We start from the raw sequence: 19309 nt of genomic DNA on the forward strand, positions 1-19309 counted from the left end.
GGATTCATGCACCTCCGCAGCACTCACCCGGCGCCGGTGACCAGCCAGGCGGAGCCACGGGCGCGGTGGAGCAGTACGGCGCACCGCGCGGCCATGAAGCCACCGGCGAAGGCGACCCAGATCCAGACCACCGAACCGCCCACGAGGGCCCCGAGCAGCAGCAGGGGCAGGTAGGCCACGAGGGCGACGAGTCCGGCCCAGGCCAGGTAGCGACCGTCGCCGGCCCCGATCAGCACGCCGTCGAGGACGAAGACCACGCCTGCCACGGGCTGCCCCAGGGCGGCGATGATCAGCACCGGGATCAGCAGGCGTCGTACCGCTGCGTCCTCGGTGAACAGGACACCCAGCCACGGGGAGGCCGCAGCCAGGCCCACCCCCGTCACGCAGCCGCTGACCACTCCCCATTGGATCATCCGACGGGTGAGCGCGCGGGTGCCAACCACGTCGCCGGCACCCAACGCCCGGCCGGTGATGGCCTGGGCCGCGATGGCGATGGCGTCGAGCGCAAACGCCAGGAACGACCACAGCGTGAGCGCGAGCTGATGGGTGGCCAGGTCCCGCTCGGCTCCGGCGGCATCCTGGGCGGCGAGGACGACGGCGTACACCGTGAGCAGGAGAGCGGCCCGCAGGGTGAGGGTGCGGATGAGCAGCGGTACGCCGGCGCTGGCGGCGCCGCGGACGCCGCCCAGGTGTGGGCGTAGCGGGGCCTGCTCGGAGCGGGCCACTTGGACCACCACGGCCAGCAGCAGGCCGGCGCTGATGACCTGGGCGAGCACGGAGCCGAGCGCCGAGCCGGCGATACCCAGGCCGTCGAACGACCCCACCCCGTAGACGAGCAGCACGTTGAGCACGACGTTGAGGATGTTGCCGACGACCGCGACCACCAACGGGGTGCGGGTGTCCTGAAGCCCACGAAGGATGCCCGTGGTGGCGAGCATCACCAGCAGGGGAGTGGTGCCGAGGAACGCGATGCGCAGGTAGGTCGTGGCGAAGTCCGTCACGGCCGGTCCGGGGTCGAACGCGGCCACCAGCAGCGGGGTCGAGGCGACGCCGACCACAGTGGTGACGGCGCCGATCAGTACGGCGAGCCAGACACCGTCGATGCCCTGGCTCAGGGCACCGCGGCGATCACCGGCACCGAGCTTGCGCGCGACGCTCCCGGTGGTGCCGTAGGCCAGGAAGACGCACAACCCGACGACTGTCTGCAGCACGGCTGCGGCCACGCCGAGTCCCGCCAGCTCCGGGGTGCCCAGGTGACCGACGATGGCGGCGTCGGCAAGCAGGAACAGGGGCTCGGCCACCAGGGCCAGAAACGCTGGGAACGCCAGTCGCAGGATCTCGCGATCGGTGGGGCGCAGCACCGGGGGAGCGTAGCAGTGTAAGGAGTAGATCCGGCCTCTGTCCACTACGGCGTCACCTGTGGATAGAGCGCCCGCCTCGACCGTGTTGCTTGCCGTTCCGGCGCTTTGTCGACTTGACTACATGTGACTGTCCGGTGGCTGGAAGATGAACAGGTTTTCTGGACACTTTTTCTTCTCCACAGGCTGACTGCATCGTTTCCGCAGGTCAGCGAGGTGCGGCTCACTGAGTGGGATGCCCTGTCCACAGGTGTTTCCCCATGTTGTGCACCCACAGAGGCGTGTCGTCCACGACGACCCCCAGGTTATCCACAGCGCCTGTGGATAACCCTCCGGCGCGGGCTTGATCATCCCGTGTGCGGAGGCATAGCGTCAGCCGCTGGTTCGCCCCCGGTGATCCGACTCGCGTGGCCTGCGCTGCGCTGTCGGTGCCCGGCCCTATGGTCGAACCACGACTGCACTGGGGTCGTCACGAAGTCACACGGGTGGGTCGCATGAGTGCACCGCCAGGAGGAGCCGGATGAGCGTCGCCGAGCACACCGAAGCAGGCTTCGGGCCGGAGCCGCAGTGGGGCGACGGACCGTCGTCGTTCGCTCCCGGTGAGGCACCTCGCGGCAGCAACGACCGCACCCCTCCCCAGGACATGGCCGCGGAGCAGTCCGTGCTCGGGTCGATGCTGCTGAGCAAGGACGCGATCGCCGACGTCAATGAGGTCCTGCACGGAGTCGACTTCTACCGGCCCGCGCACGAGATCGTGCACGACGCGATCGTGGACCTCTACACCCGCGGCGAGCCGGCCGACCCGGTGACGGTGGCCGCCGAGCTGCAGCGCCGCGGTGAGCTGGCCAGGGTCGGTGGCGCGCCCTACCTGCACACGTTGTCGGCCAACGTGCCGATCGCGGCCAACGCCGGCTACTACGCCGAGATCGTGCGGGAGAAGGCGATCCTGCGCCGCCTGGTCGAGGCCGGCACCAAGATCGTGCAGATCGGCTACGCGGGGGAAGGGCAGGTCGACGACGTCGTCGACCAGGCCCAGGCGGAGGTCTACAAGATCACCGAGAAGCGCACCTCGGAGGACTACGCCCCGCTGAGCGACATCATGCATCACGTCCTCGACGAGATCGAGGCGATCGGCAACCGGGAGGCCGGGCTGTACGGCGTCCCGACCGGCTTCGCGGACTTCGACGACCTCACCAACGGTCTGCACAGCGGCCAGATGATCATCGTCGCGGCGCGCCCGGGTGTCGGGAAGTCGACGCTGGCCCTGGACCTCTGTCGGGCCGCCTCGATTCACAACAACCTGGCCAGCGTCTTCTTCAGTCTGGAGATGACGCGCTCGGAGATCACCATGCGGTTGCTGTCGGCCGAGGCGAAGGTGCCGCTCAATCACATCCGCACCGGTCAGATGACCGACGACGACTGGGCTCGGTTGGCTCGCAAGATGGGCGAGGTGGAGTCCGCGCCGATGTTCATCGACGACTCGCCCAACATGACCATGATGGAGATCCGGGCGAAGGCGCGGCGCCTGAAGCAGCGCCACGATCTGCGGCTGATCGTGATCGACTACATGCAGCTCATGACCTCGGGCAAGAAGGTCGAGTCGCGCCAACTGGAGGTCTCGGAGTTCTCCCGCCAGATCAAGCTGCTCGCCAAGGAGCTCGAGGTCCCGATCATCGCGCTCTCCCAGCTCAACCGTGGTCCCGAGCAGCGCTCCGACAAGCGCCCGATGATCAGCGACCTGCGCGAGTCCGGTTCACTGGAGCAGGATGCCGACATGGTGATCCTGTTGCACCGCGAGGACATGTACGAGAAGGAGTCGCCCCGCGCCGGTGAGGCCGACCTGATCGTCGCCAAGCACCGCAACGGTCCGACCCGCGATCTCACCGTCGCCTTCCAGGGCCACTACTCCCGCTTCGTCGACATGGCTCACTGACCTCCCGCGGGGGACACCTCCACCGGGACTTGGTTGTTGCGTCAACCGTTTCGACTACGATCGGCCGCATGACCACTCCCTGGCTCGACGACGACCAGCGGCAGGCCTGGGTGCGGCTGGCCGCGGTGCTCGAGCTCCTTCCCGGCGTGCTGGACTCGCAACTGCGCCGCGACGCCGGGCTGACCCACTTCGAGTACTTCACACTGGCTTCTCTGTCCGAGGCCCCGGACCGGACCTGGCGGATGACGACGCTGGCGCGGCGTACCAATGCCACGCTGCCTCGCCTCTCCCACGTGGTGCGGCGCCTGGAGGACAGGGGTCTGGTCGAACGTCTTCCGTGTCCGCAGGATGCCCGGGCCACGAATGCGCGGCTGACCGCGCAGGGGTGGCAGACCCTGCAGGAGACAGCTCCGGGCCATGTGGCCACGGTGCGTCACCACGTGATCGACGCCCTCGATCCCGAGCAGGTCGACCAACTGGCCGACATCGCCCAGGCGATCCTGGGACGCATCGACCCCGAGGGCCGGCTGTCGATGACGGGTCAGTCGGCCGAACCCGACCCGGCGCCGGTGTTCAATGAGGCATGACAGCCTTGCACCTGCCCGACGGCCGCACCCTCGACCTGGCCGTGAGTGGCCCTCCTGACGGGCTCCCGCTGGTCTTCCACCACGGCACCCCCGGCAGCCGTCACCAGTTCGAGAGTCTCCGGCGCGGGGCGCACTCACGCGGCCTGCGACTGGTGACCTGGTCCCGACCGGGGTACGGCGCCTCGAGCCGAGCGCCCGGTAGGTCGGTCGCGGACGTGGCCGCCGACACCGCGGCGGTCCTCGACGAGATCGGCGCGGACTCGTGCCTCGTGGCCGGCTGGTCCGGTGGCGGTCCGCATGCCTTGGCCTGCGGAGCGCTGCTCAAGACCCGCGTCCAGGCAGTGCTCTGCATCGCCGGAGTGGCGCCGTACGACGCCGGTGGGCTGGACTGGCTGGCCGGCATGGGCGAGGACAACCTGGAGGAGTTCGCGGCAGCCCTCGCAGGAGAGTCCACCCTGCGACCCTGGCTGGAGGCGGTCCGTCCTGACCTTCAGCAGATCCAGGGCGCCGAGATCAGCGCCTCGATGAGCTCGCTGCTGCCACCGGTCGACGTGGCGGCCATCACCGGGGAGTTCGCGACGGACCTGGCCAGCTCGATGCGGGAGGCGGTCAGCAACGGGATCGACGGTTGGCTGGATGACGACCTGGCCTTCACCCGGCCCTGGGGCTTCGAGCTCGACGACCTGCGGACCCCGACACTGGTGTGGCAGGGCAGTGAGGACCTGATGGTGCCGTTCCCCCACGGGATCTGGCTCTCCGAGAATCTCCCCCAGGTCACCAGCCACCTCGAGGAGGGCGAGGGGCACGTCTCCATCACGGTGGGCGCCCTGGATCGAATGCTCGACGAGCTGGTCGCAGGGACCTAGAGCGCAACGCAACAGGCCCCCCGGGGAACCGGGGGGCCTGCGCTGTGGAGCTCAGCTCAGCTGATCACGGGTGGAACGGGGTCGAGTTGCGGTCGGCAGGGTTGCTGCCGGCGCGGATCTCGTCCAGGTCGTCCACGCCACCGAAGTCGGTGTCGGCCCGCATCGGGTTGGTCGGCTCCTTGTGGAACTTCCTGTTGCGCACGCCCGTCACCTCTTGACGGTCCTTGAGGCCGTCGCGGTCGGAGTCGATCCGCAGCGGGTTCGACCGGTAGGTCTTGTCGAACTTCGCGTTGGTGAGGCCGTGGATCTCGGTGCCGTCCTTGATGTGGTCACCATCGGTGTCCTTGTTGTTGGGATCGGTCCGCAGTCGGGCGAACTTGCCGGTGGCGGCTCCCTTGACCTCGCGGCCGTCGGTGAGGCCGTCGTTGTCGGAGTCCTTGACCAGCGGGTTGGTCACCCCGTTGTCGTACTTGCGGTTGGCAGCCCCGGTGACCTCGTCGCCGTCGGAGATGCCGTCCTTGTCGGTGTCCGCCTTGGTGCCGTCGGTGCCGATCGCGACCTCCTCACCGTCGGTCAGACCGTCCTCGTCGGTGTCGCCGACCAGCGGGTCGGTGCCGTTCTCGTTGACCTCGCGGCCGTCGGTGACGCCGTCGGTGTCGGTGTCGACCAGGTTCGGGTCGGTGCCGAGCTCGACCTCCTCGGAGTCGCTGAGGCCGTCCTCGTCGGTGTCGGAGACCAGCGGGTCGGTCTCGTAGGTGTTGACCTCGTCGCCGTCGCTGAGGCCGTCGTCGTCGGTGTCGGAGACCAGCGGGTCGGTCTCGTAGGTGTTGACCTCGTCGCCGTCGTTCAGGCCGTCCTCGTCGGTGTCGGCCACCGTCGGGTTGGTGCCGTGCTGGTTGACCTCGGCGCCATCCTTGAGACCGTCCTCGTCGGTGTCAGCCACCCGGGGGTCGGTCTGGTTGCCGAGCTCCTCGCCGTCGTTCAGGCCGTCCTCGTCGCCGTCGGCGACCAGCGGGTCGGTCTCGAACGTGCTGACCTCGGCGCCGTCGGAGAGGGTGTCACCGTCGGTGTCGGGGTTCGCCGGGTTCGTGCCCAGCTCGGCTTCCTGGTCCCTGGTCAGGCCGTCGCCGTCCGCGTCGGTGATCTGGATGTCGTCGTTCGCGTCGAACGGGCTGGTGCCCAGTGACACCTCTTCACCGTCGAAGGCCCCACCGGTGTCGGTGTCGGCGACCTTCGGGTCGGTCCCGACCTCGTAGACCTCGATGCCGTCGGAGAGGCCGTCCTCGTCGGTGTCGGCGACCAGCGGGTCGGTCTGGTGCTGGTTGACCTCGGCGCCGTCGGAGAGGCCGTCCTCGTCGGTGTCGGAAACGTTCGGGTCGGTGCCGGCCTCGAGCTCGGAGGCGTCGTTGAGGCCGTCGTAGTCGCTGTCGGGGTTCCTCGGGTCGGTCAGGTGCTGGTTGACCTCAGCTCCGTCCAGCAGGCCGTCCTCGTCGGTGTCGGCGACGAGCGGGTTGGTGTGGGTGGTGTTGACCTCGACGCCGTCGGAAAGACCGTCCTCGTCGGTGTCGGCAACCTCCGGGTTGGTGCCCAGGCGACCCTCTTGCGGGTCGGTCAGGCCGTCCTCGTCAGTGTCGGCGGGAGGCGTGCAGTCCACGCCGCCAGCTGGCACCTGGGACTGGATGTTGAGGTTCTGGCCGTAGGCGTAGCCCTGGCCGTTGTTCCCGCCACTGGTCTCGTCGTAGGCCTGGACTTGGAAGGCCTGGGTGCTGGCGTCCAGGTAGGTGCCGTTCTCGGAGCTGTTGTTCGTGTAGGCCTGCGGCGCGTAGACGTACATCCGGATCCCCGGGTGAGCGGGGTCGGTGTACTCGTAGGTCTGGTTGGTCTCCAGGGTGGTCACGGTGCCCTCGGCGTCCTCGGCGTCCTCGATCGTCACCACGGCAGGCGTGACCTCGACGGCGACGTTCTCCAGGCCGTTGGTGGTGCCGACCAGCTGGGCCGGACTCTCCACGCGAATGGTGAGCCGTCCGTCGAAGGCCTTGTAGGTGGCCGTGGACCCGGTCACCGTGGTGACGAGGCTGCGGTGGTCGCCGTCCCCGTTGGACTCCATGGTGATGTCGGTGGTGACGGTGGCCTCACCGACCTGATCGAGCAGGTCGAGCTGCTGGCCGTTCACGGTGCCCGGAGCCACGTCGATGTCCGAGGCCATGGTCGTCGTCTTGGCCAACGACTCGCCGGCCGGCACACAGGTGTCCTGGTCGACGAAGTTGGTCTTGCCGTACGCCGTGCTGGCACCGACCGAGAGCACGCCCTCGACGCTGCCGCCGGGGTTGGTGTCGGACTGCTCGCCCGCCGCGTTGGCCGACTGTGACCACTGGTAGACATTCGCCGAGAGTCCGGAAGAGTCGGCCGGATAGGTGTTGAGGCCGTAGGAGTAGGCGTAGGAGTAGCGGTCGGTGCCGTTGTTGTTCTGGGCGCCCGACTGGCTCTGGCCCGCGGAGACGTAGCGCTGGGTTTCGAAGCTGTTGTTGTAGAAGTTCGACTGGAACGTCGAGCCGTACGCATAGGCCTGATAGTTCTGGCTGGCCGGGTCCGGGACGGCTGCACCCGCGGACTGGGCGACGCTCAGGCTCAGGCCGGCGGCGGCCATGCTGAGCACGGCGGCGGTCGACAGCCCGGCACGGACGGGATGGGGGCGAACGGTTCGCTTCACAGGGTTCCTCACTCTGGGGGTTGGCGGGTTCGAGACAGTGGTGCGAAGGAGCAGGGTCGAGCCATCGAGAAGGCGCGCTCGGACGCGGCCGGGCAATGGCCGATCGAGGGCAGTTGGGGGGTGCCCCACACACGGGGGCACGTCACCGAGAACACGATGAGCATCGCAGTGGTCAATCGATGCTGTCCGGCGCTTGACGCAATCTGGTTGAAGGTTGTCCGATCCGCGACCGGCACCACCCGAACGGGCTATGCCGCCGATGCCGGACGGCACGGCCGGAGCGTCCCGTCCGGTCGGGAGTTGGACCACGAGGCGTCGTGTCCCTGGACGCCTACCGCGAAATGACGTACTGGCGGAACAGTTCGGCCGACGGCAGCAGGCGTCGCTCACGTGACCAGGCCACCCCGACCTCCCGGAAGGCGCCGGGGTCGCTGAGCGGGATGAGGTCGCCGCGGCCGGTCGAGGCACCACCCGGGTCCGATGCCGGAACGATGGCGACGCCGAGTCCGGCCGCGACGAAGCCCTCCACGACAGGTAGGTCGTCTCCCTCGAAGGCGACCCGGGGCGTGAACCCCGCTGCGGCGCACAGCTCGTCACTCAGCGTGCGCAGCTCCCAGGAAGGTCGCAGCATGACGAACTCCTCCGCCGCCACCTCGGCCAGGGACACCGACGCGTGCCCCGTCAGCGCGTGTGCCGGCGGTACGGCGAGCAGCAGGGGCTGATCGAGCAGGTGGTGCCACTGGACGGCCGGGTTGCGCGGGCGGCGCGAGGTGAACTCCAGGTCGATGCGCCCTCCGGCGAGCAGGGAGGAGCCGAGAGCGTCGTCGGAATGCTCGAGCCGGAACGTCACCTGGGGGTGGGACTGCCGGAACCGCCCGATCAGACCTGGGACCAGCCAGGTGCCCAGGGAGAGCTGGAATGCCACGGTGACCGTGCCGGTCTCCGGGTCCACCAACTCGCTGACTGCCGCCAACCCGTCGTCGAGCGCGTGGAGCAGGGCATCGACGTGCCGTTTGATCACCCGGCCCGCATGCGTGGGACGCAGCAGTCGCCCTTCACGGTGCAGCAGGGGCGTCCCGACCTCGGTCTCCAGACGGGCCAGGGCCCGGGACACACCTGGCTGGCTCACCCGGTAGATGTCGGCGACCTCGGTGACCGTCACTCCGTCGGCGACCTGTTGGAACCAGCGCAACGCATCGGTCTCCATATCCATGACGATATCGCATGAATAATGAGCAGAATCCACATTGGACGTATGGATTGAGGGCGCGGAGACTTGAAGCATGACCACACACAAGTCCACCCGCTCGCCGGTCCAGGTCCTCGCCGAACTGCGCGACGAGCTGCGTGAGCGGCGCGCCGCCCGCGCCGAGTTCCGTGCGCTCGAGCGCGAGCTGGCCCACTACACGAGCCCCAGCGACGTCGACGACCTGCTGGCCTCCCTGCGCGGCGAGGACAGCGACGCCGCCGAGCAGATCCGCGGCATCGTCTCGCGCAACGTGCGCGAGCACCGCATGGCCTCCTGAACGGACCGAACCTGCTGGTCAGATGAGGGCGCGGCGCATGGCATCGATGTGCGCAGGCGTCGATCCGCAGCACGCCCCGATCAGGTCGATGCCCAGATCGCGCAGCGCCACCGCGTGCGCGGCCATCTCGTCTGGAGGTGAGTCGTACTCGAAATGGTCGCCGACCACTTGCGGCAACCCCGCGTTGGACTGGGCCACCAGCAGCAAGCCGTCCGACCGCGCCTGCACCAGCTGAGCAGCGATCTGAGACATCTCCGTCGGACCGCGACCGCAGTTGGCGCCGACCGCGTCCACGCCGAGCGCTCCGAGCTGGGTGACGGCGTCCGCGGGCCGGACCCCCATCATCGAGCGCAGGTTGGTGTCGAAGCTGAGCGTCGCGATGATCGGTGCCTCCGGCACCACGGCACGCGCCGCCGCCACCGCCGCCTCGACCTCCCCGAGGTCACTCATGGTCTCGATGAGGACCACGTCGATGCCGCCCTCGGCCAGGCCGGCAAGCTGCTCGGCGAAGAAACCCTCAGCCTCCTCGGGCGACATCGTCCCCAGTGGGGACAGCAGTTCACCGGTGGGGCCGAGATCGCCGGCCACCAGGATGCCGTGCGCGTCCGCGACCGATCGCGCGACTTGCGCGGCAGCCCGGTTCAGCTCATGGACGCGGTCCTCGAGCCCGTGCATCTGCAGACGCGGTCGGGTGCCACCGAACGTGTTGGTGGTCAGGATGCGCGCTCCGGCCGCGGCGTACTGCTCGTGCGCGGTGCGGATGACCTCCGGGCGATCGACGTTCCACAGCTCGCCGGCACCACCGTCGACCAGGCCGTTGTCCTGCAGCAGCGTGCCCATGCCACCGTCGAGCAGGACGACCCCGTCGGAGGACCCCGCGGACCGCGCCAGGAGCTCGGTCAGGTGGTTCACGCCGGGCCCAGCGCATCGAGGTAGTCGGTGATCGCCTGGGCGGGCCACGCCTCCTCGAGCTGGGCGCTGACCTGCTCGGCGACCTGGGCCGGGTCGCCCTCGGCAGGAGTCCAATCGGTACGGCGCCACCCGGCCAGGTAGTCGTCACTGCCGGTCTCACCCAAGCGCATCGCGGCCTCGTCGATCGCTCCCTGGAAGCGCGCCGCAAGCAGCGACTTGGTCACTGCGTCACCCTCGCGGGCCACCACGAGCGAGGGCAGATCACGCCAGTAGGTCACCTGATACTCAGTCACCCCCGCAGCCTAGGTCGCCGCCGGTAGGTACGCCGATTCGTCTCGCTGATCAGGCACGATCAGGAGCCGAGTCGCACCACGGCTGACAAGGCGGCCACGATCCAGGAGGATGCCGGACATGACCGACGAGCAGCGGCCCACACCGCCTGACCCTGGCGAGCGGGACCAGGTCCTCGACCTCATCGTCGCCCAGCAGGCCGACCCGACCCGGAACATCCCCTACCTGGGCGCCACCCGGATCGGCATCGAGGCCGAGCTGGCCGACCTGGAGCCGCCCTGGCACGACACCGTGCGGGTCGCCCGTGACGGCGCCCGGATCGTGGGGGTGGCGCTGGCCGAGTGGGACCTCGAGGCCGCCCGGGCCTGGATCCTCGGCCCCTGGGTGAGCGGTGACGACGCCGCCTGGGAGCGCTGGGCGAGGCCCGTGTTCGACGCCGCTGCAGCCCAGATCCCGGCCGCGATCACCGACCGGGAGATCTCGGGGGACGTGGCGAACGCCCGACTCGCGGGCCTGGGCACGGCCCTCGGCTGGGAGCCCGGCGTGATCAATCACGTCTTCGTGGCCGATGCCGGGGCCGCGGGATCGTGGCCGGCCGACAGCCCGTGGATCCGGCCGGTGACCGCAGCCGACCTTCCCCTCCTGGAGCCGCTGCACGACCTCGAGTTCCCCCGGACGTATGCGAGCACGCAGCAGCTCGTGGACCGGTCGGAGGCCGGCACCTGGACCGTGCTGGTCGCCGAGCACGATGGCGTCGTCCAGGGGTACGCCGCCGGTCGGGAACAGCCCGACGGGGACGGCTACCTCGACTACGTCGCGGTGGCGCCCGAGGCACGCGGCCTCGGCCTGGGGGCCGAGCTCGTCACTGCGATCAGCCGCCGGCTGATCGAGATCTCCGCGCACCACAACGTCAACCTGACCGTGCAGGATCCGCGGCTCCCAGCCAGGCGGCTCTACGAGAAGCTCGGCTTCCGCCTCGAGGTGTCGATCCAGGGGTATCGCTCTACAGCGACGCCATGATCGCCCCGGCCAGGCAGATCGCAGCCCCCAGGGTGCGGACCAGGTCGGCTCGACGCAGGTGGTGCACCAGTGCGGGCTGGAGCGCGGGTGCGGTCTCGATCACATCAGGAGCCTCCGGGGGAATGGGCTCACGCCCGGCGCTGTTCGATTGGTTGAACAGTCAAACTGATCGACGATGAAAGGTTGCTGCATGACCCGCGCTTTCGAACCCGTCCAGGTGGGCCGCTGGGCCCTTCCGCAGTCGTTCGTGATGGCCCCGTTGACGCGCAATCGCGCCGGCGCCGGCATGGCACCCACGCACCTGCACGCGGAGTACTACGGCCAACGCGCCGGAGCGGGCCTGATCATCAGCGAGGGCACCCAGCCCAGTGCCGTCGGCCAGGGCTACCTCAACACCCCGGGCATCCACAGCCAGGCCCAGATCGAGGGATGGCGCCTGGTCGCCGACGCGGTCCACGCCCGCGGCGGACACCTCGTGATCCAGCTGATGCACGTGGGCCGCATCGCCCACCCCGACAACAAGGACGGCCTCGAGACCGTCGCTCCCAGTGCGATCGCCGCCCCCGGCCAGATGGTCACCGCCCACGGGCAGCTCGACCACGTCGTACCGCGGGCGCTGGAGACCGACGAGCTTCCGGGCATCGTCGAGGAGTTCGCCCAGGCGGCGCGCAACGCCATCGAGGCCGGCACCGACGGCGTCGAGATCCATGCGGCGAACGGCTACCTGCTGCACCAGTTCCTCGCGCCCTCGAGCAACACTCGCAACGACGAGTACGGCGGCTCGCCGGAGAACCGGGCCCGCCTCGTCATCGAGGTGACCCGCGCCGTCGCAGCTGCGATCGGCGCCGACCGGGTGGGGATCCGGATCTCTCCGGCCCACAACATCCAAGGAGTCCTGGAGCAGGACGAGGCGGACACCCGGGCGACGTACGAGGCCCTGGTGGACGGCATCGCCGACCTCGGGCTGGCCTACCTCAGCATCCTGGCCGACCCTAGCACCCAGCTGGTCGCCGACCTGCGCAAGCTGTTCGGTGGACCGGTCATCGAGAACTCCGGTTTCGCCAACGTGACCAGCCTCGAGGACGTCGAGCGCATCCTCGACGAGGGGCTGGCCGACCTGGTCGCGGTGGGCCGCCCGTACCTGGCCAATCCCGACCTTGCTGAGCGTTGGCGCACCGGTGCCGCCCTCAACGAGCCCAACCCGGACACCTTCTACGGTGGCGGCGCGGAGGGGTACACCGACTACCCCACGCTCGAGCAGGCCTGAGCCTGCTCGCTGGGGGCAACCCCAGAGTCCAGCTTGATCACTTCGGGGCGCCCTGCCTAGTCAGGGCGCCCCGAGTGCGCTCCCGGACGGATCATCTTTGGTCGCACCCCAAGTGATCGTCCCTACCATCGACAGTTGGGGGACATCAGCGGTGCCGGGCACTCGCGTCTCGACGACAACATCCGTCTGCGCGACGGGCGATCACCACGTGAGGAAGCGTCATGAAGCACGCTGTGCGATTCCTTCTGGCAGCGGCGCTCGGGTCGACCGGATTCCTTGCCGTCCTGACCGCGGCACCCGTGGCGCACGCCGACCCGGACACTCGCGCGGGGGTGGTGGCCGAGCGTCCGCGCGATGCCGCCGTGCATGCCGTCGACGGTGAGGTGCGCACGATCGCCCAGGTCGGCTCCTCGGTGGTCCTCGGTGGGAACTTCACCCGGGTGGGCCCGGTGACCAGGGGCGCGGTCGGCATCGTCGACACCGCCGCCAAGTCCTTCGGAGCCACCTTCCCCGACGTCGTCGGCTCGGTCCGCGCCGCGGTCTCCGACGGTGCCGGCGGCTGGTACCTCGGCGGCACCTTCACCGCTGTCGGCGGCCAGAGCCGCACCAACCTCGCCCAGGTGGACTCCACCGGCGCGGTGACGTCGTTCAACCCGGCTCCCAACGGGGCGGTCTGGGACCTGGCCACCAACGGCGCCGGCGACCTCTTCGTCGGCGGGGCGTTCACCAGCATCGCCGGCCAGAGTGCCAACGCGGTGGCCCGGTTCTCCGCCGCCGGGGCCTTCACGTGGGGCGCCAACGTCACCGGCGTCGTCCGCAGCCTGGCCCTGTCGAGCGACGGCAGTCTCCTCTACGTCGGCGGCGACTTCTCCAAGGTCGACAACGTCACCTACCGGCGCCTGGCGGGCCTCACCGCCGCGACCGGCGCCCGCAACGCGACCTGGGCCAACGGCACGCCCAACAACACCGTCAACGACATCGCCGTGCGCAGCAACGGCGACGTCCTGGTCGCCGGGCTCTTCACCAACGTGGCCAGCATCGCGCGCACCCGACTGGCCTCCCTCGACGGCGCCAACGGCGCCCTCGGCACCCTGAGCGTCAGCATCAACAACACCGTCAACGACATCGAGGTCGACGACGCCGCCAATACCGTCTACCTCGGTGGTTCCTTCGGCTCCGTGGGAGGCGTGACCCGCAACCGGCTCGCCGGAGTCACCCTGGCCGGCGCGGGCGTCACGACGTCCCTGGCCCTGGCGGGCATCTCCGGCGACATCGCCGCTGTCACCCTCGACGGGAACGGCGGCCTCTACCTCGGCGGCTCGTTCCAGATGACCCCCGAGAAGGACAACCCCGCGGTCATCGCCCGGGTCGCCCTGGCCACCAACGCCGTGACCACCGTGGTGCCGTACTACGAGACCCCACGCTCGCTGGCTCGTACGCCGCAGAGCGGCACCAGCGGAGCTCTCACGCTGGTGCGCGACGGAGGCTCCCTGCTGGTGGCCGGCGACTTCTCCGACTACGGCACCGTCGCCCGCTCCGGGCTGGCCGCCTACGACCTGGCCACCGGAGCGCTGCGCTCGGACTTCAACCCGGCCCCGGACGGCCAGGTCAACACCGTCAAGGCGTCGGCCAACGCCCAGGCGGTCTTCGTCGGCGGTGAGTTCTCCAACATCGGCGGGCAGGCGAAGTCCAAGATCGCCAAGCTCGACATCGCCACAGGCCAGAACATCGCCGCCTTCCAGGCGAGCGCGAACTCCTACGTCAAGGACATGGCGGTCCGCACCGACGGCAGCACGCTCTACCTCGGCGGCAACTTCGACGTCCTCAACGGCGTCAACACCAGCCGGCTGGCGGCCATCGACGCCACCACCGGCGCGCTCCTGCCGAACTTCAGCATGCCGCTCACCGAGCCGACCAACGACATCAGCGAGGGCGGCATGCGCGCGATGGCGCTGTCGCCGGACGAGACCAAGCTGATGGTGATCGGCAACTTCCGCAAGATCGCCGGCGTCGAGCGGCCGCTGATCGCCCAGATCGACGTCGGCGGGCCCAGCGCGCTGGTGACCGACTGGCACACCGACCTCTACGACCAACCCTGCTCGCGCAGCGGCAAGGTCGGCTTCATGCGCGACATCGACATCGACCCCGACGGTCAGTCCATGTACGTCGTGAGCTCGGGACACATCTACTACCCCGCCTGCGACACGCTGAACTCGTTCTCGATGGCCAACGACGCCACCAACAAGCAGCCGCTGTGGTCCGACCGGATCGGCGACACGATGGAGTCGGTCGCCGCCGACAAGGATGCCGTCTACTTCTCCGGCCACTTCCGCTACCTCGAGACCGAGACGAAGTCCGACCCCCGGTTCCAGGTGGCAGCGGTCGACCCCGACACCGGCCAGGGCATCAACTGGGTGCCCAACGCCGGGGGCTTCCGGGGCGTCCTCACCGTCGAGCTGGAGCCGGCCGGCCTGTTCGCCGGCAGCGACGGGGACGCCTTCGCCGTCGTCAACCACGGACGCAACGCGTTCTGGCCCAACCCCGCGCCCGGCATCGAGGTGCGCAAGACCCCGTCGCGTCCGTTCGTGATCGCCCCCTCGGGGAGCGTCTCGCACAAGGTGCGCGTGCAGAACACCTACACCGACCGGTCGGTCACGGTCACGGCCCTGAACGACGCCCGGATGGGTGACCTCAACGGGTCGGGAACCTGCTCGCTGCCCCAGACCCTGGCAGCCGGCGAGATGTACAGCTGCACGACCGCCGCCGAGACCGTCAGCGGCGCTGCGGCCACCTCGGTCAGCTCGACCGTCACCGCCACCGGCAACGCCGGGGCCACGGCCCTGAGCGACACCGACACCTCGCTCGTGCAGATCTTCACCAGCACCACGACCTTCCGGCTGCGCACCGTCGTGGGCCCCGGGATCGTGTCCTACCCCGGTCAGACCGTCCGCTTCAACGTCACCATGATGAACCTGGATCCGGTGCGACCCACCACGGTCACCAGCCTGACCAGTCCCACCTTCGGAGACGTGTCCTCGGAGTGCGGCCTGCCCAAGGTGGTCGCGGCGTTCCAGATGATCAACTGCCACGTCGACCGGTTCGTCACCGGGTCGGTGGGCTCCAAGCCGACGTACTCCTTCACCGGCACCGCCGCCTACGACAACGGGAACCTCTCCTCCTCCTCGTCGCAGACCGTCACCATCAACCCCCCGGTGGGCGGCACCAAGGTGCTCGCCGTGGTGGCCGACCCGGCCGTGCTGACCGCGGCGGACAAGAAGGTCACCGACTTCGTCGAGGACAACTACGCCATCACCTACGCCGACGACAACACCGTGCAGCCCGCTGACGTGCTGGCCGACTACTCCTACGTGATCCTCTACCCGAGCGTGGTCGAGGCCCGGCTCGGCACCCGGCTGCGGGACCTCGCCCGCCCGACGATGGTGCTGCACAGCCGGATGCTCGACGAGATGGGGATGACCGCCACCGGTGGACAGGTGATCTCGGCCAACCAGGTGACGATCGCCAAGCCCCTGCACCCGCTCTCCCGGGCCACGACGGGGCTGCAGACGATCAGCACCAACGCACAGAACGTCGGCTACGCGACCCCGGCGGCCTCGGCCGACATCATCGCCACCGTCGCCGGCGGCGCCGCGACCGAGTTCGCCTATGACGAGGGCGATGCGATGACAGTGGGCAACGCCGCGTCGTGCCGCGTGTTCTTCCAGGCCAACGCGGCGCAGTCCCTCAACGCCAACGCCTGGAACTACTTCAACCGGGCGGCGGCGTACACCGCAGCCAACTGCGGCAAGAACCTGCTGTGGACGGCCGCCGGCAACGGAGGCACGACCTACTCCGGCGACGGCCAGCAATCCGTCGCGGTCGGCATCAACACCCCGTGGGGCCTGGCCATCGACAGCCAGGACCGGGTCTACTTCGCCGACTCCGCACTGCACTCCGTGCGCCGGATCAACCTCAACGGCACTGTCACCACGATCGCCGGCACCGGGACCTCGGGCAATACCGGGGACGGTGGTCAGGCCACCGCGGCGCGCCTGAACACCCCGGTCCGCCTCGCCTTCGACGCCGCCGGCAACCTCTACATCGCCGACTCCGGCAACAACAAGATCCGCAAGGTCACCACGGCCACCGGTGTGATCACCACAGTCGCCGGCACCGGCACCGCCGGCAACACCGGCGACGGCGGCCAGGCCACCGCGGCGCGACTGCGGACGCCGTACGACGTGGCCTTCGGCCCCGACGGGTCGATGTTCATCGCCGACCGTGCCAACCACAAGATCCGCAAGGTGGCTCCCAACGGTGTCATCACCACGTTCGCGGGCACCGGCACGGCCGGCTACAACGGCGACGACATCGCCGCCACCGCCGCCCGGCTGAACAGCCCGTACGGCGTGGACGTCGACGCCTCGGGCAACGTGTTCATCGCCGACTACGACAACGAGCGGGTCCGCAGGGTCGACACCAACGGGGTGATCACGACCTTCGCCGGGACCGGAATCGCGACCGCCGACGGCGACGGCGGCCTGGCCATCGACGCCGGCCTGCACAAGCCGCAGTACGTCTTCGCGGCACCCAACGGAGACCTCTACATCGGCGAGGCCAACAACAACCGGATCCGGCTGGTGCACGACGGCAACCTCGACACGCTCGCAGGCAGTGGTCAGTTCGGCTACCTCGGCGACGGCGGGTTCCCGCTCTTCTCGACCTGGCAGCGGCCCTCCGCGATGGCCCTCGACTCCCACGGCAACCTGTGGGTGGCGGACCGGCAGAACCGCCGACTCCGGGTCATCAACGGCAGCTGAGCCACCTGGTCCCTGGACGTCGAGCCCAGCCCTGCTACCAGGGGCTGGGCTTGAAGTCCTTCACGAAGCAGCCGTAGAGGTCCTCGCCGGCCTCGCCCAGCACGATCGGGTCGTAGACCCGCGCCGCCCCGTCGACCAGGTCGAGCGGGGCGTGCCAGCCCTCGGCGGCGATCCGCAGCTTCTCCTGGTGCGGCCGCTCGTCGGTGATCCAGCCGGTGTCGACCGCGGTCATCAAGATCGCGTCGGTCTCGAACATCTCCGCCGCGCTGGTGCGGGTCAGCATGTTGAGCGCCGCCTTGGCCATGTTGGTGTGCGGGTGGCCAGGCCCCTTGTAGGTGCGGGAGAACTGTCCCTCCATCGCCGAGACGTTGACCACGTAGGCGCGCCGGGCACCGTTGACCTGCACGGCTGCCCGCATGGCCGGACGCAACCGGGAGATGAGCAGGAACGGCGCGATCGAGTTGCAGAACTGCACCTCGAGAAGCTCCAGCGGGTCGACCTCGTCGACCACCTGGGTCCAGGAGTTGGTGCTCTGGGTGTCCGGCAGCAACCCACCGGCATCGACCGCGGTGCCGGCCAGGTGCGCCTCCAGCGAGGCGTTGCCGGCCTTCAGAGCGAGAGCGGTCAGGTCTGCCGGCGTGTGGTCTCGAGAAGGGCGCAGAGCGCCCTCTTCGACCACCGGGGCGTGGTGCGCCACGGCGTAGGTGGTCAGCGCGCCGGAGATCGACGCCGGGTGGGCCTCGGAGATCCGGTCGAAGGTGACCAGCTCCGGGAGCACCGGCAGGTCCGGCAGTGGCGCCGCCTCCATCTCCACGAGGTTGGAGTAGGCGCCCGGCGAGCGCCGTACGGTCTGGCAGGCGTTGTTGATCAGGATGTCCAGCGGGCCGTCCGCAGCGACGTCGTCGGTCAGCGAGATGACCTGGGTGGGGTCGCGCAGATCGATCCCGACGATCTTGAGGCGGTGCAGCCAGTCGGCACTGTCCGGCATCGCGGCGAAGCGGCGTACGGCGTCGCGCGGGAAGCGGGTGGTGATCGTGGTGTGGGCACCGTCGCGCAGCAGGCGCAGGGCGATGTACATCCCGATCTTGGCGCGGCCGCCGGTCAGCAGGGCCCGCTTGCCAGTCAGGTCGGTGCGCTGGTCACGCTTGGAGTGTGAGAAGGCCGCGCAGGTGGGACACAGCCAGTGGTAGAACGCGTCGACCAAGGTGTAGTCGTTCTTGCAGATGTAGCACCCGCGCGGGTTGATGAGCTCACCGGCGAACGCCCCCGGGGCCGAGGACACCAGCGAGATGCCCTTGGTCTCGTCGTCGATGCGCATCGGTGAGCCCGTCGCGGTCGCCTCGGTGACCGCACGGTCGGCGGCCAGCTCGGCCTCGCGCTTGCGGGTCCTGCGCTCCCGCTTGAGCGCCTTGTACATGTGGCTGGCCGCATGCTTGACCGTGCGGATGTCGGGGTGGTGGTCGGGCAGCTCGTGCAACTGGGTGAGGACCCGCACGGTGACCGCGAGGTCCGCGGGGTCGATGCCCCCGACGTGCCCGACGTCGCCGGGTCCGCCGACGGCGTCAGCGGAGTCCGGGGTCGTGGTCACCGCAAGATCTTAAGGTGGGGCGCCCCCACGCGCGGCATCGCTGATCAGGAGCGAGCCCGCAGGTGCTCCTCGCGCAGGTGCTCGACCATCCGCTCGATCAGGTCGTAGGGCATCGGGTCGACGTACGGGAAGCGGGCAGTGCCCTTCTCGCCCCGGTGTGGGGCGAACTCCGCCTCGAAGTCGGGGTCACCGCTCAACGCCGGGGTCGGGTAGAGGCTGAGATGGTGCTTCCACGCGGCCAGGTGCACCACCGACTCGCCATCGACCTTGAGCGTCGGCATCTGGTAGCTGATGGTCTCCTCGGCCCCGGGCAGGACGCGGCGCAGCCGGCGCAGGACCTCCTCCACCACGGTTCGTCGCTCCGCGGGGAGAGCTGAGAGGTAGGCGTTCACCGAGTCAGCGGTCATGCCCCCAGTGTGGCAGCAGCAGGG

The 19309-nt window shown here is 69.4% G+C and carries 14 protein-coding genes; 7 read left to right on the forward strand and 7 right to left on the reverse strand.

Annotation, left to right across the window (positions count from 1 at the left end; translation table 11 throughout):
* Positions 1 to 23: 23 nt before the first annotated feature.
* On the reverse strand, positions 24 to 1358 hold the full coding sequence (locus AB7I40_RS08440; RefSeq protein WP_428345685.1) for an MATE family efflux transporter: 1335 nt from the start codon (positions 1356 to 1358) through the stop codon (positions 24 to 26).
* Between the two features lie 520 nt (positions 1359 to 1878).
* Between AB7I40_RS08440 and dnaB the strand changes: the two genes are divergently transcribed.
* From dnaB to AB7I40_RS08455, 3 genes are all read left to right on the forward strand, one after another.
* Positions 1879 to 3291 (forward strand): replicative DNA helicase, encoded by a 1413-nt coding sequence (gene dnaB, locus AB7I40_RS08445; protein WP_428345519.1) that lies wholly within the window; start codon positions 1879 to 1881, stop codon positions 3289 to 3291.
* A 68-nt stretch (positions 3292 to 3359) separates the two neighbouring features.
* Positions 3360 to 3878, forward strand: a complete 519-nt coding sequence (locus AB7I40_RS08450) for a MarR family winged helix-turn-helix transcriptional regulator (protein ID WP_428345520.1) — start codon at positions 3360 to 3362, stop codon at positions 3876 to 3878.
* Complete coding sequence (locus tag AB7I40_RS08455; RefSeq protein ID WP_428345521.1) at positions 3875 to 4744, forward strand: alpha/beta fold hydrolase; 870 nt, start codon at positions 3875 to 3877, stop codon at positions 4742 to 4744. Before AB7I40_RS08450 ends, AB7I40_RS08455 begins: the two co-directional genes overlap by 4 nt.
* A gap of 64 nt (positions 4745 to 4808) precedes the next feature.
* Here the strand turns inward: AB7I40_RS08455 and AB7I40_RS08460 are convergent, their stop codons facing one another.
* Together AB7I40_RS08460 and AB7I40_RS08465 are read right to left on the reverse strand one after the other, a co-directional pair.
* Positions 4809 to 7454 carry a binary toxin-like calcium binding domain-containing protein gene (locus AB7I40_RS08460; protein WP_428345522.1) on the reverse strand — a complete coding sequence of 882 codons (2646 nt, stop codon included), beginning with the start codon at positions 7452 to 7454 and terminating at the stop codon, positions 4809 to 4811.
* Positions 7455 to 7785: 331 nt separating this feature from the next.
* Entirely contained in the window at positions 7786 to 8667 is an 882-nt protein-coding gene (locus AB7I40_RS08465; RefSeq protein ID WP_428345523.1) for a LysR family transcriptional regulator, read from the reverse strand.
* A 70-nt stretch (positions 8668 to 8737) separates the two neighbouring features.
* Between AB7I40_RS08465 and AB7I40_RS08470 the strand changes: the two genes are divergently transcribed.
* Positions 8738 to 8980 carry a hypothetical protein gene (locus tag AB7I40_RS08470; RefSeq protein ID WP_428345524.1) on the forward strand — a complete coding sequence of 81 codons (243 nt, stop codon included), beginning with the start codon at positions 8738 to 8740 and terminating at the stop codon, positions 8978 to 8980.
* A gap of 18 nt (positions 8981 to 8998) precedes the next feature.
* Here the strand turns inward: AB7I40_RS08470 and AB7I40_RS08475 are convergent, their stop codons facing one another.
* The gene (locus tag AB7I40_RS08475) at positions 8999 to 9892 is read right to left on the reverse strand and encodes a homocysteine S-methyltransferase family protein (RefSeq protein WP_428345525.1); all 894 of its coding nucleotides are present in this window, start codon (positions 9890 to 9892) and stop codon (positions 8999 to 9001) included.
* Positions 9889 to 10185 carry a virulence factor gene (locus tag AB7I40_RS08480; RefSeq protein ID WP_428345526.1) on the reverse strand — a complete coding sequence of 99 codons (297 nt, stop codon included), beginning with the start codon at positions 10183 to 10185 and terminating at the stop codon, positions 9889 to 9891. The genes AB7I40_RS08475 and AB7I40_RS08480 overlap by 4 nt, the downstream gene beginning before the upstream one ends.
* A 118-nt stretch (positions 10186 to 10303) precedes the next feature.
* On the opposite strand from AB7I40_RS08480, the gene AB7I40_RS08485 reads away from it, so the two are divergent.
* The 3 genes from AB7I40_RS08485 (at position 10304) to AB7I40_RS08495 (ending at position 17290) form a co-directional block, all read left to right on the forward strand.
* Entirely contained in the window at positions 10304 to 11203 is a 900-nt protein-coding gene (locus AB7I40_RS08485) for a GNAT family N-acetyltransferase (RefSeq protein WP_428345527.1), read from the forward strand.
* Positions 11204 to 11393: 190 nt separating this feature from the next.
* On the forward strand, positions 11394 to 12470 hold the full coding sequence (locus AB7I40_RS08490) for an alkene reductase (RefSeq protein ID WP_428345528.1): 1077 nt from the start codon (positions 11394 to 11396) through the stop codon (positions 12468 to 12470).
* 221 nt (positions 12471 to 12691) lie between these two features.
* Positions 12692 to 17290: a hypothetical protein gene (locus AB7I40_RS08495; protein ID WP_428345529.1), complete on the forward strand. Its 4599-nt coding sequence runs from the start codon at positions 12692 to 12694 to the stop codon at positions 17288 to 17290.
* A 34-nt stretch (positions 17291 to 17324) separates the two neighbouring features.
* On the opposite strand, the gene AB7I40_RS08500 is transcribed toward AB7I40_RS08495, so the two are convergent.
* Both AB7I40_RS08500 and AB7I40_RS08505 read right to left on the reverse strand, forming a co-directional pair.
* A complete protein-coding gene (locus tag AB7I40_RS08500) occupies positions 17325 to 18878 on the reverse strand; it encodes an SDR family NAD(P)-dependent oxidoreductase (RefSeq protein WP_428345530.1) in 1554 nt (517 codons plus the stop codon).
* A gap of 44 nt (positions 18879 to 18922) precedes the next feature.
* On the reverse strand, positions 18923 to 19285 hold the full coding sequence (locus AB7I40_RS08505; protein ID WP_428345531.1) for an iron chaperone: 363 nt from the start codon (positions 19283 to 19285) through the stop codon (positions 18923 to 18925).
* Between the last annotated feature and the right edge of the window lie 24 nt (positions 19286 to 19309).

The sequence above is a fragment of the Nocardioides sp. genome (assembly GCF_050246775.1).
Taxonomy (GTDB): domain Bacteria; phylum Actinomycetota; class Actinomycetes; order Propionibacteriales; family Nocardioidaceae; genus Nocardioides.